This is a genomic window from Stenotrophomonas maltophilia group sp. vghtpe118 (assembly GCF_052605195.1).
Window position 1 is genome coordinate 217,699 of sequence record NZ_CP199672.1, and the last position, 14,489, is coordinate 232,187.

Here is a 14,489-nt window from a genome sequence, read left to right on the forward strand (position 1 = left end):
TGGAACGGCGAAGTGGTTCACACCACGCCGCCCGCTGCGTGCCCGCTTGCCCAGGCCCATTGGAAGTTGTAGCCGCCCAGCCAGCCGGTCACGTCCAGCACCTCGCCAACGAAGTGCAGGCCGGGGACGCGCTTGGATTCCATCGTTGAGGATGACACTTCGGCGGTGTCCACGCCGCCCAGGGTGACCTCGGCGGTGCGGTAGCCTTCGGTGCCGCTGGCCACCAGCGGGAATGCGCCCAGCAGCTGCGCAGCCTGGCGCAGCACCGGCTCGTCCAGCTGGCGCACGGGGCGGTCGGGCAGCCAGTGCTCGCACAGCCGCTGTGCCAGCCGCTTCGGCAGTACCTCGCCCAGCACCGTGCGCAGCTCGGCGGCGGGGCGGTCGCGCTTCATCTGGCGCAGCCACTCGCCCGCATCCTGGCCCGGCAACAGGTCCAGCTCCAGCGCATCGCCGGGCTGCCAGAACGAAGAGATCTGCAGGATGGCCGGGCCGCTCACGCCACGGTGGGTCAGCAGCATGAAGTTCTGGAAGCTCTTGCCGTTGCAGCGCGCCTCGATCGGCAGTGCGACGCCGCTGAGGTCGGCCAGCCGCTCCTGGTGCTTGCCGCTGAGGGTCAGCGGTACCAGCCCGGCGCGGGTCGGCAGCACCTGGTGACCGAACTGGCGGGCCACTTCATAGCCAAAGCCGCTGGCCCCCATGCTGGGAATCGACAGGCCACCGGTGGCAACCACCAGCGAGGCGCAATGGAACAGGCCGTGCGTGGTGTGCACGCGGAAACCATCGCTGCCATGCTCGATGCGCTGCACGCTGCAGTCGGTACGGATCTGTACGCCGGCCGCCTGGCATTCGTCCACGAGCATTCTCACGATCTGCTTGGAGGAGACATCGCAGAACAACTGCCCCAGTTCCTTTTCGTGATAGGCGATGCCGTGCTTGTGCACCAGCTCGATGAAATGCCAGGGTGTGTAGCGGGCCAGCGCCGACTTGCAGAAATGCGGGTTGGCCGACAGGAAGTTGGCCGGGGTGGTGCCGGTGTTGGTGAAGTTGCAGCGGCCACCGCCGGACATCAGGATCTTCTTGCCGACCTTGTTGGCATGGTCGATCACCTGCACCTGGCGGCCGCGCTGGCCGGCAGTGATCGCGGTCATCAGCCCGGCTGCGCCAGCGCCGATGACCACCACGTCACAACGGATCGTGCTCATGCCTTGGCGCGCTTGCGCCAGGTCGGGATCACGTCGAGCTGCATCTGATCGTTGAGCAGCTGCACTTCACCGTCCTGGATCAGCACGCTCCAGCGCATCGCGCGCTGGATCTGCTGGCCCCACAGCTCTACGAAGGCACCGTCGAGGTCGACCACCGAGAGGTTGTCGAAGCGCGCCAGGCCCTTGCTCTGCTTGCCCCACCAGATCTCCGAGGCGTTGCCGCCATAGTTGACCACCTGCACCTGGCGGCTGCGGTTGCTGGCCTTGCGGATGCGCGATTCGTCCGGATGGCCCAGGTCGATCCACTGCAGGATGTCGCCGGTGTAGTCGTGTTCCCAGAGGTCGGGTTCGTCATCGGTGCTCAGGCCGCGGCCGAACTCCAGGCGGTCGCCGGCGTTCAGCGCGAAGGCGAGCAGGCGCACCATCAGGCGCTCGTCGGTCTCGGACGGATGCTGGGCCAGGGTCAGGTTGTGGGTCGCGTAGTAGCCGCGATCCATGTCGCTGATCTGCAGTTCGGCCTTGCGGATGGTGGCGGTAAGAGCCATGGGGGATCCGTGGACTAAAGAGGACAATGATAGAGGTTTGCTCCGGGGGTGTCCGTGGCCGGGCTGTCTGCGCAGCGTCAACGGTGGCACGCTTGCGTTCTTTCCCGTGGCCGGAGTGGACGCCATGACCTTGCCCAGCCGACTGCAGTTGCCGCCCGGGCTCTGGGCCACCCTGCTGGATGGCCTGTGTGCACGTTTCCCGCGCATCGCGCGCGCGCAATGGCAGGATCGCTTCGCGCGTGGCCGTGTGCTGGATGCGCAGGGCAGGGCGCTCACTGCGGACATGCCCTGGCAGGTCGGGCGGGAGATCCAGTACTTCCGCGAGGTGGCCGACGAACCGGTGATTCCCTTTGTCGAGACCATCGTCCATCTGGATGCGCACCTGCTGGTAGCCGACAAGCCGCATTTCCTGCCGGTGACACCTGCGGGTGGGCATGTGCGCGAGACGCTGCTGGCGCGGCTGGTCGCCCGCACCGGCAATGCTGATCTGGTACCGCTGCACCGGCTGGATCGGCTGACGGCCGGGCTGGTGCTGTTCTCGACCCAGCGAGGGTCGCGCGATGCTTACCAGCGCCTGTTCCGTGAGCGGCGCATCGAGAAGACCTATGAGGCCCTGGCACCGTCGCTGCCGGGGCTGGCGTTTCCGTTGCAGCGGGACAGCCGGTTGGTGCCGGGCGAGCCGTTCTTCCGCATGTCCGAAGTGACCGGTCAGCCCAATGCGCGCAGCCGGATCGAGCTGATCGAGGCCGAAGGGGCGATCTGGCGCTACCGGCTGCTGCCGGAGACCGGCCGCAAGCATCAGTTGCGCGTGCACATGGCCATGCTGGGGGCGCCGATCTTGGGTGACGACCTGTACCCTCAGCTTCGGCAACGGCCACTGAATGTGGCCGAGTCACCGCTGCAGCTGCTGGCGCGGGGCCTGGCCTTCGACGACCCGTTGAGTGGCGCACGACGGATGTTCAGCAGCGGCCGCAGCCTGAGCCTTCCGGCATAGGGCGGCCAGGCGCTCAGCGGGCCGGGCGTCGCGCCAGCCAGCGGTCCAGCTCGGCGGCGAACAGCTGCCGGTCGCGGGGTCCCAAGGGCGGCGGTCCGCCGGTCTGGACCCCGGCGCCGCGCAGTTCCTCCATGAAATTGCGCATCGACAGCCGCTCGGCCATGTTGTTCGGGGTGTACAGCTGGCCGCGCGGGTTCAGCGCCACGGCCTTTTTCTCCAGCACCAGCGCAGCCAGTGGGATGTCCTGGGTGACGACCAGGTCTCCGGCGGCGACCCGCTCGACGATGGCGCTGTCGGCCACGTCCAGGCCCTGCGGCACCTGGATCGAGCGCAGCCAGCGTGAGGGCGGGGTGCGGATCCATTGGTTGGCGACCAGGGTCAGTTCGATCCCCACCCGTTCAGCCGCACGAAACAGGATGTCGCGAATGACAGTGGGACAGGCGTCCGCGTCCACCCAGATGCGAGAGGGCGCGTATTCAGCGGGGATTTCAGCTTCAGTCATTTCCCCAGTGTAGGGTAGGAAAAACCTGAATGGGGGCTCGGGGTTAGCCGCGAACGGCTGCCAACCCTTGTCACGCCTAGCGGGTGACCTGTTCCCATGAACGTCGGGACTATCGCTTTTTGCGGAAAACACGCGTATCGTGCGACCCACTGTGTTTGCTAGGGTCACCGTGAATCGTGGCCTGGTGCAGTTGATCTCACGATCCGCTCATCGATCCGCTTTACCAACGCCTGCAACTCAGTCTCGGCCCCGATACCCGGTGGCTGCGATTTTTTTCAACATGTGTTTCAGGAGTTAGTAAAATGTCTGAACGTCAGACCGGCACCGTCAAGTGGTTCAACGACGCCAAGGGCTTCGGCTTCATCACCCCGGAAAGCGGCCCGGACCTGTTCGTGCACTTCCGCGCGATCCAGGGCACCGGCTTCAAGACCCTGCAGGAAGGCCAGAAGGTTACCTTCATCGCCGTCCAGGGTCAGAAGGGTATGCAGGCTGACCAGGTGCAGGCGGTCTAATCCGTCTGCTACCGTTGGGTAGCCAGAGAACGCCGGAAGCGAGAGCTTCCGGCGTTTTTTATTGCCCGCTGTTTTTTGTAGAGTCGAGCCACGCTCGACAGTTCTCAAAGACAGTGGAGCATGGCTCGGCTCTACAAAGGGCATGCAGCCGGCGCGGTAGGATGGAGACCTTCCCGAGGACCGTCCCCATGCGCATCGTTCATCACCTGGAAAACTCCCGTTCCCTGCGCGTGCTGTGGATGCTGGAGGAGCTGGGGCTGGACTACGAACTGCGCCGCTATCCGCGTGATCCGAAGACGCTGCTGGCGCCGCCGGAACTGCGCAACGTGCATCCGCTCGGCAAGTCACCGGTGCTGCAGGATGGCGAGCTGGTACTGGCCGAGTCCGGTGCGATCCTCGACTACCTCGCTGACCGTTACGACACGCAACGCCAGCTGTCGCCGTCACCGATGCCGGCTGACGGGGCCGAACGCATCGCTTACCGCTACTGGCTGCACTACGCCGAAGGCTCGGCGATGCCGCCGCTGCTGCTGACCCTGGTGATGGGCCGCATACGCAACGCGCCGATGCCGTTCTTTGCGCGCCCGATGGCACGCAGCATTGCCGACAAGGCCGAGCGCGGCTTCATCGGCCCGCAGCGGCGGCTGCATCTGGACTGGATGGAGCGCCGCCTGGCTGAAAGCCAGTGGTTTGCCGGCGAGCGCTTCAGTGCGGCCGACATCCAGATGAGCTTCCCGATCCAGGCTGCTGCCGCGCGCGGTGGCGGTCTCGACGACAAGCCGGCGCTGCGCGGCTTTCTCAAGCGTATTGGTGAGCGCCCGGCCTACCAGCGTGCCGAGGCCCACGGCGGCCACCTGCAGGCGCTCAGCGGCAATTGAGGCGGGCGGCCGTCGTCCCCATCTTCAGCACCATGGATACCGACAGCCTCCGTTTCGACAACCGCCTGCTGCACACCCTGCCGGGCGACCCCGAATCCGGCCCGCGCAGGCGCGAAGTGCTGGGCGCGGCCTGGTCGCCGGTGATGCCGACCCCGGTGGTGGCGCCCACGTTGCTGGCGTGGTCGCCTGAGGTTGCCACGATGCTCGGCTTCGATGCTGCCGAGATCGAGAGCGAAGGCTTCGCCGATGTATTCGGCGGCAACGCGCTGTACGCCGGCATGCAGCCATGGGCCGCCAATTACGGTGGCCATCAGTTCGGCCATTGGGCCGGCCAGCTCGGCGACGGACGTGCGATCTCGCTGGGCGAGCTGGTGGCACCCGATGGCCGCCACTGGGAGCTGCAGCTGAAGGGGGCCGGCCCGACCCCGTACTCGCGCGGTGCCGATGGACGGGCAGTGCTGCGCTCGTCGATCCGCGAGTTCCTGTGCAGCGAAGCGATGCACCACCTGGGCGTGCCGACCACGCGCGCGTTGTCGCTGGTCGGTACCGGCGAGGAGGTGGTGCGCGACATGTTCTATGACGGCCACCCGCGTGCCGAGCCTGGCGCCATCGTGTGCCGGGTCTCGCCGTCGTTCCTGCGTTTCGGTTCGTTTGAGCTGCCGGCCTCGCGTGGCGAGACGGCCTTGCTGCAACAGCTGGTGGACACCTGCATCGCCCGTGATTTCCCCGGGCTGGAGGGGCAGGGCGAGGCACTGTATGGCGACTGGTTCGCGCAGATCGCGGTGCGCACCGCCGAGATGATCGCGCACTGGATGCGTGTCGGCTTCGTGCATGGTGTGATGAACACCGACAACCTGTCCGTGCTCGGTCTCACACTTGATTACGGCCCCTATGGCTGGGTCGAGGATTTCGATCCGGAGTGGACGCCGAACACCACCGACGCCCAGGGGCGCCGCTACCGCTTCGGCACCCAGCCGCAGGTGGCGTACTGGAACCTGAGCCGATTGGCGCAGGCGCTGTCGCCGCTGTTCGCCGATGTCGCACCGCTGCAGGCGGGCCTGGCGGCCTACCAGTCCACCTTCGTGGCCTGCACGCGTCGCGATGCTGCATCGAAGCTGGGGCTGGCTGCTGCCGACGATGACGACCTGCAGCTCTACCAGCGCTGGCAGCAGCTGATGCAGGAGGGCGCCATGGACATGACCCTGGCCTGGCGTGCACTGATGCGCATCGACCCGTCGGCAGCGGACGCTACGGTTCTGGACGCGGTGTACTACGACGAGGCGCGCAAGCATTCGGTGCAGGCGCCGTTGCAGCAATGGCTGCAGGACTACGCAGCGCGCCTGCGTAGCGATCCGCTGTCGGCCCGCGAACGCTTGGCGAAGATGGCAGCGGCCAACCCGCTGTACGTGCTGCGCAACTGGCTGGCCCAGGAGGCGATCGACCGCGCAGAGCAGGGTGACCTCGGCGGTGTGCATGCGCTGCAGGACGTGCTGCGCGACCCGTACACCGAACGCCCGGGGCTTGAACACTTCGCCGGCAAGCGCCCGGCGTGGGCCGACAACCGCGCCGGCTGCTCGATGCTGTCCTGCAGTTCCTGAGGGTGGGTTTCGGCAGGGCTGCGCCCTGCACCTGCAGAGGCCAAGTCAACGGCCAGAGCTGGATCCCGTGGCTTGGCGGGGCGGTGTCGGAATGCGGGGGCGCTGCAAGTACGTCCCTGTAAGCTTGGCAGCCGCATCCATGCGGCTGACACCCCGCACTCCGACACCGCCCCACCTCCGACAGATTCCGGCGGCTGTTGGTAGGTGTCGACCTTGGTCGACACGGTAGATCCACGCCATGCGTGGATGCTTTTCGTTCAATTCTCGAAATATTCGATTTCGATTGAGATTCATCCACGCATGGCGTGGATCTACTACAGATCACAGGAAACTGTCGAAGGCGGGGTGGGTCCGGTGGCGGGAGTGTCCGCGGCATGGATGCCGCGGCCAAGCCCCCATGGACGGGTTTACGGCGTCTCCCGCCATCGGATCCACCCCGCCATCCCACAGGAAACCAGCTTCTGCCGTTGCCGTTGCTTGAAGCCTCCGCAGGTGCAGGGCGCAGCCCTGCCGACACCCCCAACAGGCAGCCGGCGCCCGGAACAGGTACCCTATGCCGCCATCAGATAGCCAATGTGACATGACCGACGCCCTCGTCGCTCCGCAGTGGGCCTCCCGCCTGCGCGACATCGCCGACTTCCCCAAGCCCGGTATCCTGTTCAAGGACATCATGCCGCTGCTCGCCCACGGCGAGGACTTCCGTGGCGCGATCACCGCGATGGCCGACCGTTGGCGCGACCAGAAGCTGGACGCGGTGGTCGGCATCGAATCGCGTGGTTTCATCCTCGGCGCCGCGATGGCACTGGAGCTGGGCGTGGGCTTCGTGCCGGTGCGCAAGCCGGGCAAGCTGCCGGGCCAGGTGCTGCGCGAGGAATACACGCTGGAATACCGCAGTGACTGCATCGAAGTGCACGCCGACGCGCTGCCGGCCGGGGCCCGCGTGGCGATCATCGACGACGTGCTGGCCACCGGCGGTACGCTGGTCGCTGCGCTGTCGCTGGTGCGCCGCCTGGGTGTTGAAGTGGTCGGCGCCGGTGTGCTGGTCGAGCTCGATGGCCTGGGCGGCCGGGCCCGCTGGGAGGCGGGCTTGCCACTGCACACCGAACTGGTGTTCTGATCGAAGGGTGAATGCCGACCAAGGTTGGCATCTACCAGAGCGAAGAGCCGGGAGCTGGTCGTTGCCAACCGTGGTTGGCAACGCTGCTTCAATCACATCATCCGCACGCGGAAGCGACGGCCCTTGATCTTGCCGGCTTCCAGCCTGGCGACGGCCTTGTTGGCCTGTTCACGCGCGATCGCCACATAGGAGCGGGTCGGGAAGATCGCGATCTTGCCGATGAACTTGCTCGACAGGCCGGCATCGCCGGTCAGTGCGCCGAGGATGTCGCCCGGGCGCAGCTTGTCGGTCTTGCCGCCGTCGATACGCAGGGTGCGCATCGCCGCCTGCGGCAACTCGGCCGGGCGCGAGGTCGCCAGTGGCGTCTTCTGCCAATCCAGCGGTTGCCCCATCTGCGCTTCGATGGCTTCGGCGCGGGTCTTTTCGCGGCCAGCCACCAGGCTGAGCGCCAGGCCGCTGGCACCGGCACGGCCGGTACGGCCCACGCGGTGCTGGTAGCTCTCCACGTCGGTCGGCAGCTCGTAATTGATCACCGCCGCCAGCTCTTCCACGTCCAGTCCGCGCGCGGCGACGTCGCTGGCGACCAGCACGTTGCAGCTGCGGTTGGCCAGCCGCAACAGCACTTCCTCGCGGTCGCGCTGCTCCATGTCGCCGTGCAGGGCGAGTGCGGAGAAGCCGAACTGCTGTAGCGAGTTGGCCACTTCGTCCACATCCTTGCGGGTGTTGCAGAACACCACCGCCGATTCCGGCGCGTACTTCAGCAGCAGGCCGGCCAGCGCCTTCTGGCGATGCGCCGGTTCCACCTCGCAGAACAGGTGGCGGATGGCCGGTGCCTGGTCGGCACCTTCCACGGTCACCTCCACCGCGTCGCGCAGCAGGTCACGCGCCATGGCGCGGATGCTGTCGGGGAAGGTGGCGGAGAACAGCAGGCTCTGGCGATCCCTGTGGGTGCGGCCGGCGATCTCGCGGATCGGCTCCTCGAAGCCCATGTCGAGCATGCGGTCGGCCTCGTCCAGCACCAGCGTGCGCACCGCGCCAAGATTCAGCGCGCGCTTGCGTGCCAGCTCCTGCACGCGACCGGGCGTACCGACCACCACGTGCGGATCGTGGCCTTCCAGCGAGGCCAGCTGCGGGCCCAGCGGCACGCCACCCACCAGCAGCAACAGCTTCAGGTTGGGAATGCCGGTGGCCAGCTTGCGGATCTGCTTGCCGACCTGGTCGGCGAGTTCGCGGGTCGGGCACAGGACCAGCGCCTGCACGCGGATCAGGCTGGGGTCGATGGCCTGCAGCAGGCCCAGGCCGAAGGCGGCGGTCTTGCCGCTGCCGGTCGGCGCCTGTGCGATCACATCGTGGCCATCGAGGATGGCCGGCAGGCTCTGCGCCTGCACGGGGGTGAGGGTGGTGTAGCCGAGGGCGTCCAGGCCGGGCTGCAGGGCCGGGCTCAGCGGCAGGGTCGAGAAATCAGTCATGGCGCATTGTACCTGCCCGCGTGGCCGGTCCCGTCTAATGGGGTGGGGGGGGCGGATCCCTTTCCGCAGGAACGGGATCTGACCCCAACGGTGCCGTCATCCACGCATGGCGTGGATCTACGGGTGGGCGCCGACCCTGGTCGGTACGCTCCTGCTCAGCCCAGCACCGCCAACACACCCTGGTGGATCGCCAGGCCACCGAACAGCAGCCAGGCGAACAGGATCAGCGCCAGCAGCAGCGGTTTCAGGCCCGCCTGGCGCAGCGCCGAGACGTGGGTGGTCAGGCCCAGCGCGGCCATCGCCATCGCCAACAGCACCGTGTCCAGCTGCACCAGCCCGGCCTGCAGGCCGGCCGGCAGCAGATGCAGCGAGTTGAAACCGGCCACGGCCACGAAACCGAACGCGAACCACGGCACCACGATGCGCGCCTTGCTGCCGTCGGCGCTGGCCTTGCCGCCACGCGCCAGCCACAACGACAACACGACCAGGAACGGCGCCAGCAGCATCACCCGCACCATCTTGGTGATCACCGCGGTATCGGCGGCGGCTTCGCTGACCGCGCGGCCGGCGGCCACCACCTGCGCCACTTCGTGCACAGTCGCACCAGTGAACAGGCCGTACTGCCGCGCGTCCATCGCCAGCCAGCCGTGCGACTGCACCAGCGCGTACAGCGCCGGGTACAGGAACATCGCCAGCGTGCCGAACACCACGACGGTAGAAACCGCGACAGTGACCTGCGCAGCGCGGCCGCGCACCACCGGTTCGGCGGCCATCACCGCTGCCGCACCGCAGATCGCGCTGCCGGCGCCGATCAGCATTGCCGCCTCGCGTTCCATCTTGAACACACGAACGCCCAGCCAGCAGGCCAGGCCGAAGGTGCTGGCGACCACCAGCACGTCCATCAGCACGCCGCTGACGCCGACATGGCCGATGTCCTGGAAGGTCAGGCGCAGGCCGTACAGCACGATGCCGGCGCGCAGCAGCCAGTGCTTGGAGAAACCGACGCCGGCCGCGCTGCTCGGTGCCAGCCGCGGGTAGAGCGTGTTGCCCACCACGATGCCGCCCACGATGGCTACCGTCAGTGCACTCAGACCACGCGCCTGCAGCCAGGAAAGCTCGGCCAGGTACAGCGATGCCGCCGCGATCAGGCCCACCAGCAAGAGGCCGGGCAGGCGCGGCTGCCAGCGTTGGCGCAGGGCGGGCAGGGACCAGGAGGAGAGAGCGGGGGCATTCATGGCAGGGGCAGGGCTGTAGTGACGAGGCAAGCGTGCGCCTTCGTTCATGACCTGTAAAACGAATACTATGGGTAAAAGCTACCTATAAGATGGGTAATCTGCATGCGCCTGACCCTACGCCAGCTTCAGGTTTTCGTTGCCATCGCCGACCACGGCAGCACCACCGCCGCCGGCCAGGCCATCGCGCTCTCGCAGTCGGCCAGCAGCGCCGCCCTGCAGGAGCTGGAGGCGCACTTCGGCACCCCACTGTTCGACCGCATCGGCCGCCGCCTGGCCCTGAATGGTCATGGCCGCGCGCTGCTGGAGCCGGCGCGCACCCTACTGGTCAACGCCGCCGATCTGGAGCGGCAGCTGGCCGCCGGCGGCGACCCGTCGCAGGGCGCGCCGCTGCGATTGGTGCTGGCCGCCAGTACCACCATCGGCAACTACCTGCTGCCGCAGCGCATCGCTGAACTGCTGCGGCAGGCGCCGCAGGCCGAAGTCGACCTGCGCATCGACAATAGTGCTGGCGTAGTCGGCGCCGTGCAGCGCCTGGACGTCGACGCCGGCCTGATCGAAGGCCCGTGCCATGAGCGCGGTTTGCAGGTCACGGCCTGGCAGCAGGATCCGCTGGTGATCGTCGGCGCCGCCGACGTTCTCCCGCGCTGGTCGCTGGACGAACTGCGCCGCGCCCGCTGGCTGCTGCGCGAACCGGGCTCCGGCACCCGTGAAGCAGTGGAACAGGCCCTGCTGCCGCACCTGCGTGGCTTCGCCCAGACGCTGCAGCTGGGCAATACCGAAGCGATCAAGCAGGCCGCGATCGCCGGCCTCGGCCTGGCCTGCCTCTCGCGTCACGCGCTGGAAGAGCCGCTGGCGCTGGGTCGTCTGCGCGTGCTCGAAACCCCGTTGCCTCCGCTGCAGCGCACGCTGTGGCTGGTACGCCACCCCGGCAAGCAATGGCTGCCGGGGTTGCAGGCGCTGCTGGGGGAGGTGGGGTAGCCGGGATCCATCCGCACAGCGCGAATTCCACGACGGGATCCGCGCCCCGCCGTCCCACAGGAAACCAGCTTTTTGACGTTGCCGTTGAGGCTGCCGGCCAGCGGCCGGCACTACCGCGGGTGCCGGGTGCAACCCGGCCGACGCCCCCAACCCGTACAATATCCGGATGCCTCTGATTACTCTGCAGAACGTCGACTTCAGCGTCGGCGGCCCGTTGTTGCTGGAAAAGGCCGAACTGTCGATCGAGCCGGGTGAACGCATCGCCCTGATCGGCCGCAACGGCGCCGGCAAATCCACCTTGCTCAAGCTGCTGTCCGGCGACCACAAGCCCGATGACGGCGAAGTCCGCGTGCAGCAGGGCGTGCGCGTCACCCGCCTGGAGCAGGAAGTGCCACATGGCGCCGCCGGCTCGGTGTTTGACGTCGTCGCCGATGGCCTCGGTGAACTGGGCCAGTGGCTGGCCGAATTCCATCACCTCAGCCACGCCGAAGTATTTGATGGCGAAGCCCTGGGCAACGTGCAGGCCAAGATCGACGCCGCCAACGGCTGGGGCCTCGATCAGCGCGTCAGCGAAACCCTGACCAAGCTCGACCTGGACGGCGAGGCCGAGTTCGGCCGCTTGTCCGGCGGCATGAAGCGCCGCGTGCTGCTCGCCCGTGCGCTGGTGTCCAGCCCCGACGTGCTGCTGCTGGACGAACCGACCAACCACCTCGATATCGAAGCCATCGACTGGCTCGAAGCGTTCCTGAAGGGTTGGAGCGGCAGCGTGGTGTTCGTTACCCATGACCGCCGCTTCCTGCGCGCACTGGCCACCCGCATCGTCGAGATCGACCGTGGCCAGGTCACCAGCTGGCCGGGCGACTGGGCCAACTACGAGCGTCGCCGGGAGGAACGCCTCAACGCGCAGGCGCAGGAAAACGCGCGCTTCGACAAGCTGCTGGCGCAGGAAGAAGTCTGGATCCGCCAAGGCATCAAGGCGCGCCGCACCCGCGATGAGGGCCGCGTGCGCCGCCTGAAGGCGATGCGCGTGGAGCGTTCGCAGCGCCGTGATCTCAGCGGCAACGTCAAGATGGAAGCCGCACAGGGCATCAGCTCTGGCAAGAAGGTCATCGACGTCAAGGATATTTCGTTCGCCTTCGGTGAGCGCACCATGGTCCGCGACTTCACCACCACCATCATGCGCGGCGACCGCATCGGCCTGATCGGCCCCAACGGCAGCGGCAAGACGACGCTGCTGAAGCTGCTGCTGGGCGAGCTGCAGCCGGCCAAGGGCGAAGTCAACGCCGGCACCAACCTGCAGATCGCCTATTTCGACCAGTACCGTGCGGTGCTGCGCGAAGACTGGAGCGCGATCGAGAACGTGGCCGAAGGCCGCGATTTCCTCGAGTTCAACGGCAAGCGCAAGCACGTGCATGCCTACCTGCAGGACTTCATGTTCACCCCGGAACGCGCGCGTGCGCCGATCACCCGCCTGTCCGGTGGCGAGCGCAACCGCCTGCTGCTGGCCAAGCTGTTCGCGCAGCCGTCCAACCTGCTGGTGATGGACGAACCGACCAACGACCTGGACGTGGAAACCCTGGAGCTGCTGGAAGAGCTGCTGGGCGAGTACACCGGCACCCTGCTGCTGGTCAGCCATGACCGTGACTTCATCGACAACGTGGTGACCTCCACGCTGGTGATGGAAGGCGACGGCGTGATCGGCGAGTACGTCGGTGGCTACAGCGACTGGCAGCGTTATGCGGCCAGCGTGGCAGCGCCTGCCGCGACCCCCGCCGCCAAGCCGGCAGCCGCAGCACCTGCCGCGCCGGCTGCTGCCACCCCGGCTGCGCCCAAGCGCAAGCTGGCCTACAAGGAAGCGCGCGAGCTGGAGCAGCTGCCGAAGACCATCGAGAAGCTGGAAAGCGATGTCGAAGGGCTGACCTCGGCGATGAACGATCCGTCGTTCTACACCCGCAGCAGTGCCGAAGTGACCGCGCACACCCAGCAGCTGGCCAAGGTGCAGGCCGAGCTGGATGCCGCGTACGCGCGCTGGGAAGAGCTGGAAGGCTGAGCGGCTACCACGGCCGTCTCGCCCTGCGGGCGGCTGTGGTTTTTGATCTGATTCCGCCTTGAAGCGAGCCGAGCACCGCAGGTCCGGCGAGGGCGAAGAGGCGCGGGTGTCTGAGCGCAGCGAGTTCCCGCGCCGTCCCTCGGTGGACCGAGGAGCGCAGGGTACCGGTGCGTAGCATCGGCTCGCGGACGGCGGAGCGCTTCTTTTGGTTACTTTTCTTTGCGAGCACCGCACTGCAGGAGCAGAGCGGAACGGCATAGCCGGCCCGCAGGGTGACGCACAAGGATGTGCGTCATCAAGAAAAGTAACGCCCATGAACGCATCAGATTGCAGCAGTCATGATCCGCGCAGAGCGGTCATTTGACCCCGTGCAGATCCCGCAACTGGCTCGGCCGGCTGCCGAAATACGCCGCCAGATCGGCGATGTCCTGATCGCTCAGGTCCTTCGCCTGCGGCGTCATCAGCGCATGCTGGCGGTCGCCGGCGCGGTAGGCCTGCAGCGCATGCGCCAGATAGTCGCCGTACTGGCCACCCAGTTTCGGATAGATCGGATCGATCGGCGCATTGCCGTCGGCCCCATGGCAGTCGATGCAGCTCTGGTTGGTGGCCTTGCCCTTCACCTTGGCGCGGGCTTCACCGGCGGCCTCGCGGCCTGCCGGCAGGCCAGCGGAGGACGAAGAACCGTGTTCGCCGCTGGCATGGCCCGGGTCGGCGGCGGATTTCTCGCTGTTTTCCACCTGCGACTGCGAACAGGCCGCCAGCAGCAGGGCAACGGACAGGGCGATGGCGTGACGCATCGGATGCGCGGCTTTCGACATGGGCGGGCCTTACTTGACGGTGGACAGGTAAACAGAGAGATCGGCGATCTCCTGTTCGCTGAAACTCATCGACTGTGCCTGCATCGTCGGATGCCGGCGCTTGCCCTGGCGGTACTCGGTCAGGGCCTGGGCCAGGTACTGCTGGGTCTGGCCGCCGATCTTCGGCACCCGGTAGCTGGGGTAGGCGTTCTTGTAGCCGGTGATGCCGTGGCACCCCTGGCAGGTGTAGGCCAGGACACGGCCATTGTCGAAGTTGCCGGTGGGCGTGGCAGGCGCCGGTGCGGCGGCAGGCGCCGGGGCGGGTGTGGCAGGAGCGGGAGCGGGCTGTGCGGCGGCCCCAAGGGGCAGGAGGACGGCCAGAGCGAGACAAGCGGCGAGCGGCTGCGGGCGCATGGTGTCGTTTCCGGGGATTCGGGTCTGGTCGTTCCGGCGTGGGGTACGGAACGACCCGAGTATAGCCTCAGGTTTCATCTAGCTGAAATGGGGGCGGGCCGACCAGCGGCGTGAAGACACCATGACCTTTGGGATATGGTGTTGCCGTGAAGTGGTGCATTACTTTGCTACCACACCTGTCCACGCATCCTCCAGGGA

The 14,489-nt window shown here is 67.2% G+C and carries 14 protein-coding genes; 7 read left to right on the top strand and 7 right to left on the bottom strand.

Annotated elements, in window-relative coordinates:
- Nucleotides 1-17: 17 nt before the first annotated feature.
- On the bottom strand, nucleotides 18-1,202 hold the full coding sequence (locus ACUDTM_RS01160) for a BaiN/RdsA family NAD(P)/FAD-dependent oxidoreductase (RefSeq protein WP_111007452.1): 1,185 nt from the start codon (nucleotides 1,200-1,202) through the stop codon (nucleotides 18-20).
- Entirely contained in the window at nucleotides 1,199-1,747 is a 549-nt protein-coding gene (locus ACUDTM_RS01165; RefSeq protein WP_072168291.1) for a YaeQ family protein, read from the bottom strand. The genes ACUDTM_RS01160 and ACUDTM_RS01165 overlap by 4 nt, the downstream gene beginning before the upstream one ends.
- 124 nt (nucleotides 1,748-1,871) lie before the next feature.
- Here ACUDTM_RS01165 and ACUDTM_RS01170 point away from each other — a divergent pair, with 124 nt between their 5' ends.
- Nucleotides 1,872-2,741, top strand: coding sequence for a pseudouridine synthase (locus tag ACUDTM_RS01170; protein WP_445391064.1), 870 nt, complete (start codon nucleotides 1,872-1,874; stop codon nucleotides 2,739-2,741).
- A gap of 13 nt (nucleotides 2,742-2,754) precedes the next feature.
- On the opposite strand, the gene ACUDTM_RS01175 is transcribed toward ACUDTM_RS01170, so the two are convergent.
- Entirely contained in the window at nucleotides 2,755-3,243 is a 489-nt protein-coding gene (locus tag ACUDTM_RS01175) for a YaiI/YqxD family protein (RefSeq protein ID WP_111007451.1), read from the bottom strand.
- A gap of 302 nt (nucleotides 3,244-3,545) precedes the next feature.
- Between ACUDTM_RS01175 and ACUDTM_RS01180 the strand changes: the two genes are divergently transcribed.
- The 4 genes from ACUDTM_RS01180 (at nucleotide 3,546) to ACUDTM_RS01195 (ending at nucleotide 7,348) form a co-directional block, all read left to right on the top strand.
- On the top strand, nucleotides 3,546-3,755 hold the full coding sequence (locus ACUDTM_RS01180; RefSeq protein WP_005416210.1) for a cold-shock protein: 210 nt from the start codon (nucleotides 3,546-3,548) through the stop codon (nucleotides 3,753-3,755).
- Between the two features lie 188 nt (nucleotides 3,756-3,943).
- On the top strand, nucleotides 3,944-4,633 hold the full coding sequence (locus ACUDTM_RS01185) for a glutathione S-transferase family protein (RefSeq protein WP_072168288.1): 690 nt from the start codon (nucleotides 3,944-3,946) through the stop codon (nucleotides 4,631-4,633).
- A gap of 32 nt (nucleotides 4,634-4,665) precedes the next feature.
- Complete coding sequence (locus ACUDTM_RS01190; RefSeq protein WP_072168287.1) at nucleotides 4,666-6,231, top strand: protein adenylyltransferase SelO; 1,566 nt, start codon at nucleotides 4,666-4,668, stop codon at nucleotides 6,229-6,231.
- Between the two features lie 580 nt (nucleotides 6,232-6,811).
- A complete protein-coding gene (locus ACUDTM_RS01195) occupies nucleotides 6,812-7,348 on the top strand; it encodes an adenine phosphoribosyltransferase (RefSeq protein ID WP_088496767.1) in 537 nt (178 codons plus the stop codon).
- Nucleotides 7,349-7,440: 92 nt separating this feature from the next.
- On the opposite strand, the gene dbpA is transcribed toward ACUDTM_RS01195, so the two are convergent.
- Nucleotides 7,441-8,817 carry an ATP-dependent RNA helicase DbpA gene (gene dbpA, locus ACUDTM_RS01200; RefSeq protein WP_353080083.1) on the bottom strand — a complete coding sequence of 459 codons (1,377 nt, stop codon included), beginning with the start codon at nucleotides 8,815-8,817 and terminating at the stop codon, nucleotides 7,441-7,443.
- A gap of 155 nt (nucleotides 8,818-8,972) precedes the next feature.
- Nucleotides 8,973-10,052 (bottom strand): YeiH family protein, encoded by a 1,080-nt coding sequence (locus tag ACUDTM_RS01205; RefSeq protein ID WP_445391065.1) that lies wholly within the window; start codon nucleotides 10,050-10,052, stop codon nucleotides 8,973-8,975.
- 102 nt (nucleotides 10,053-10,154) lie between these two features.
- On the opposite strand from ACUDTM_RS01205, the gene ACUDTM_RS01210 reads away from it, so the two are divergent.
- Both ACUDTM_RS01210 and ACUDTM_RS01215 read left to right on the top strand, forming a co-directional pair.
- On the top strand, nucleotides 10,155-11,030 hold the full coding sequence (locus ACUDTM_RS01210; RefSeq protein WP_072168282.1) for a LysR substrate-binding domain-containing protein: 876 nt from the start codon (nucleotides 10,155-10,157) through the stop codon (nucleotides 11,028-11,030).
- Between the two features lie 166 nt (nucleotides 11,031-11,196).
- The gene (locus tag ACUDTM_RS01215) at nucleotides 11,197-13,080 is read left to right on the top strand and encodes an ATP-binding cassette domain-containing protein (RefSeq protein WP_061477914.1); all 1,884 of its coding nucleotides are present in this window, start codon (nucleotides 11,197-11,199) and stop codon (nucleotides 13,078-13,080) included.
- Nucleotides 13,081-13,436: 356 nt separating this feature from the next.
- Here ACUDTM_RS01215 and ACUDTM_RS01220 read toward each other — a convergent pair whose 3' ends face one another.
- Together ACUDTM_RS01220 and ACUDTM_RS01225 are read right to left on the bottom strand one after the other, a co-directional pair.
- On the bottom strand, nucleotides 13,437-13,898 hold the full coding sequence (locus ACUDTM_RS01220) for a c-type cytochrome (protein WP_445391066.1): 462 nt from the start codon (nucleotides 13,896-13,898) through the stop codon (nucleotides 13,437-13,439).
- Between the two features lie 9 nt (nucleotides 13,899-13,907).
- Entirely contained in the window at nucleotides 13,908-14,291 is a 384-nt protein-coding gene (locus ACUDTM_RS01225) for a c-type cytochrome (RefSeq protein WP_061477913.1), read from the bottom strand.
- Between the last annotated feature and the right edge of the window lie 198 nt (nucleotides 14,292-14,489).

Excerpts from the sequence above, each read along its gene's own strand:
- ACUDTM_RS01180 (WP_005416210.1), top strand. The coding sequence starts at position 3,546 with ATGTCTGAACGTCAGACCGGCACCGTCAAGTGGTTCAACGACGCCAAG.
- ACUDTM_RS01185 (WP_072168288.1), top strand. The coding sequence starts at position 3,944 with ATGCGCATCGTTCATCACCTGGAAAACTCCCGTTCCCTGCGCGTGCTG.
- ACUDTM_RS01225 (WP_061477913.1), bottom strand. The coding sequence starts at position 14,291 with ATGCGCCCGCAGCCGCTCGCCGCTTGTCTCGCTCTGGCCGTCCTCCTG.
- ACUDTM_RS01165 (WP_072168291.1), bottom strand. The coding sequence starts at position 1,747 with ATGGCTCTTACCGCCACCATCCGCAAGGCCGAACTGCAGATCAGCGAC.
- ACUDTM_RS01215 (WP_061477914.1), top strand. The coding sequence starts at position 11,197 with ATGCCTCTGATTACTCTGCAGAACGTCGACTTCAGCGTCGGCGGCCCG.
- ACUDTM_RS01160 (WP_111007452.1), bottom strand. The coding sequence starts at position 1,202 with ATGAGCACGATCCGTTGTGACGTGGTGGTCATCGGCGCTGGCGCAGCC.
- ACUDTM_RS01195 (WP_088496767.1), top strand. The coding sequence starts at position 6,812 with ATGACCGACGCCCTCGTCGCTCCGCAGTGGGCCTCCCGCCTGCGCGAC.
- ACUDTM_RS01190 (WP_072168287.1), top strand. The coding sequence starts at position 4,666 with ATGGATACCGACAGCCTCCGTTTCGACAACCGCCTGCTGCACACCCTG.
- ACUDTM_RS01170 (WP_445391064.1), top strand. The coding sequence starts at position 1,872 with ATGACCTTGCCCAGCCGACTGCAGTTGCCGCCCGGGCTCTGGGCCACC.
- ACUDTM_RS01175 (WP_111007451.1), bottom strand. The coding sequence starts at position 3,243 with ATGACTGAAGCTGAAATCCCCGCTGAATACGCGCCCTCTCGCATCTGG.
- ACUDTM_RS01220 (WP_445391066.1), bottom strand. The coding sequence starts at position 13,898 with ATGTCGAAAGCCGCGCATCCGATGCGTCACGCCATCGCCCTGTCCGTT.
- ACUDTM_RS01210 (WP_072168282.1), top strand. The coding sequence starts at position 10,155 with ATGCGCCTGACCCTACGCCAGCTTCAGGTTTTCGTTGCCATCGCCGAC.
- ACUDTM_RS01205 (WP_445391065.1), bottom strand. The coding sequence starts at position 10,052 with ATGAATGCCCCCGCTCTCTCCTCCTGGTCCCTGCCCGCCCTGCGCCAA.
- dbpA (WP_353080083.1), bottom strand. The coding sequence starts at position 8,817 with ATGACTGATTTCTCGACCCTGCCGCTGAGCCCGGCCCTGCAGCCCGGC.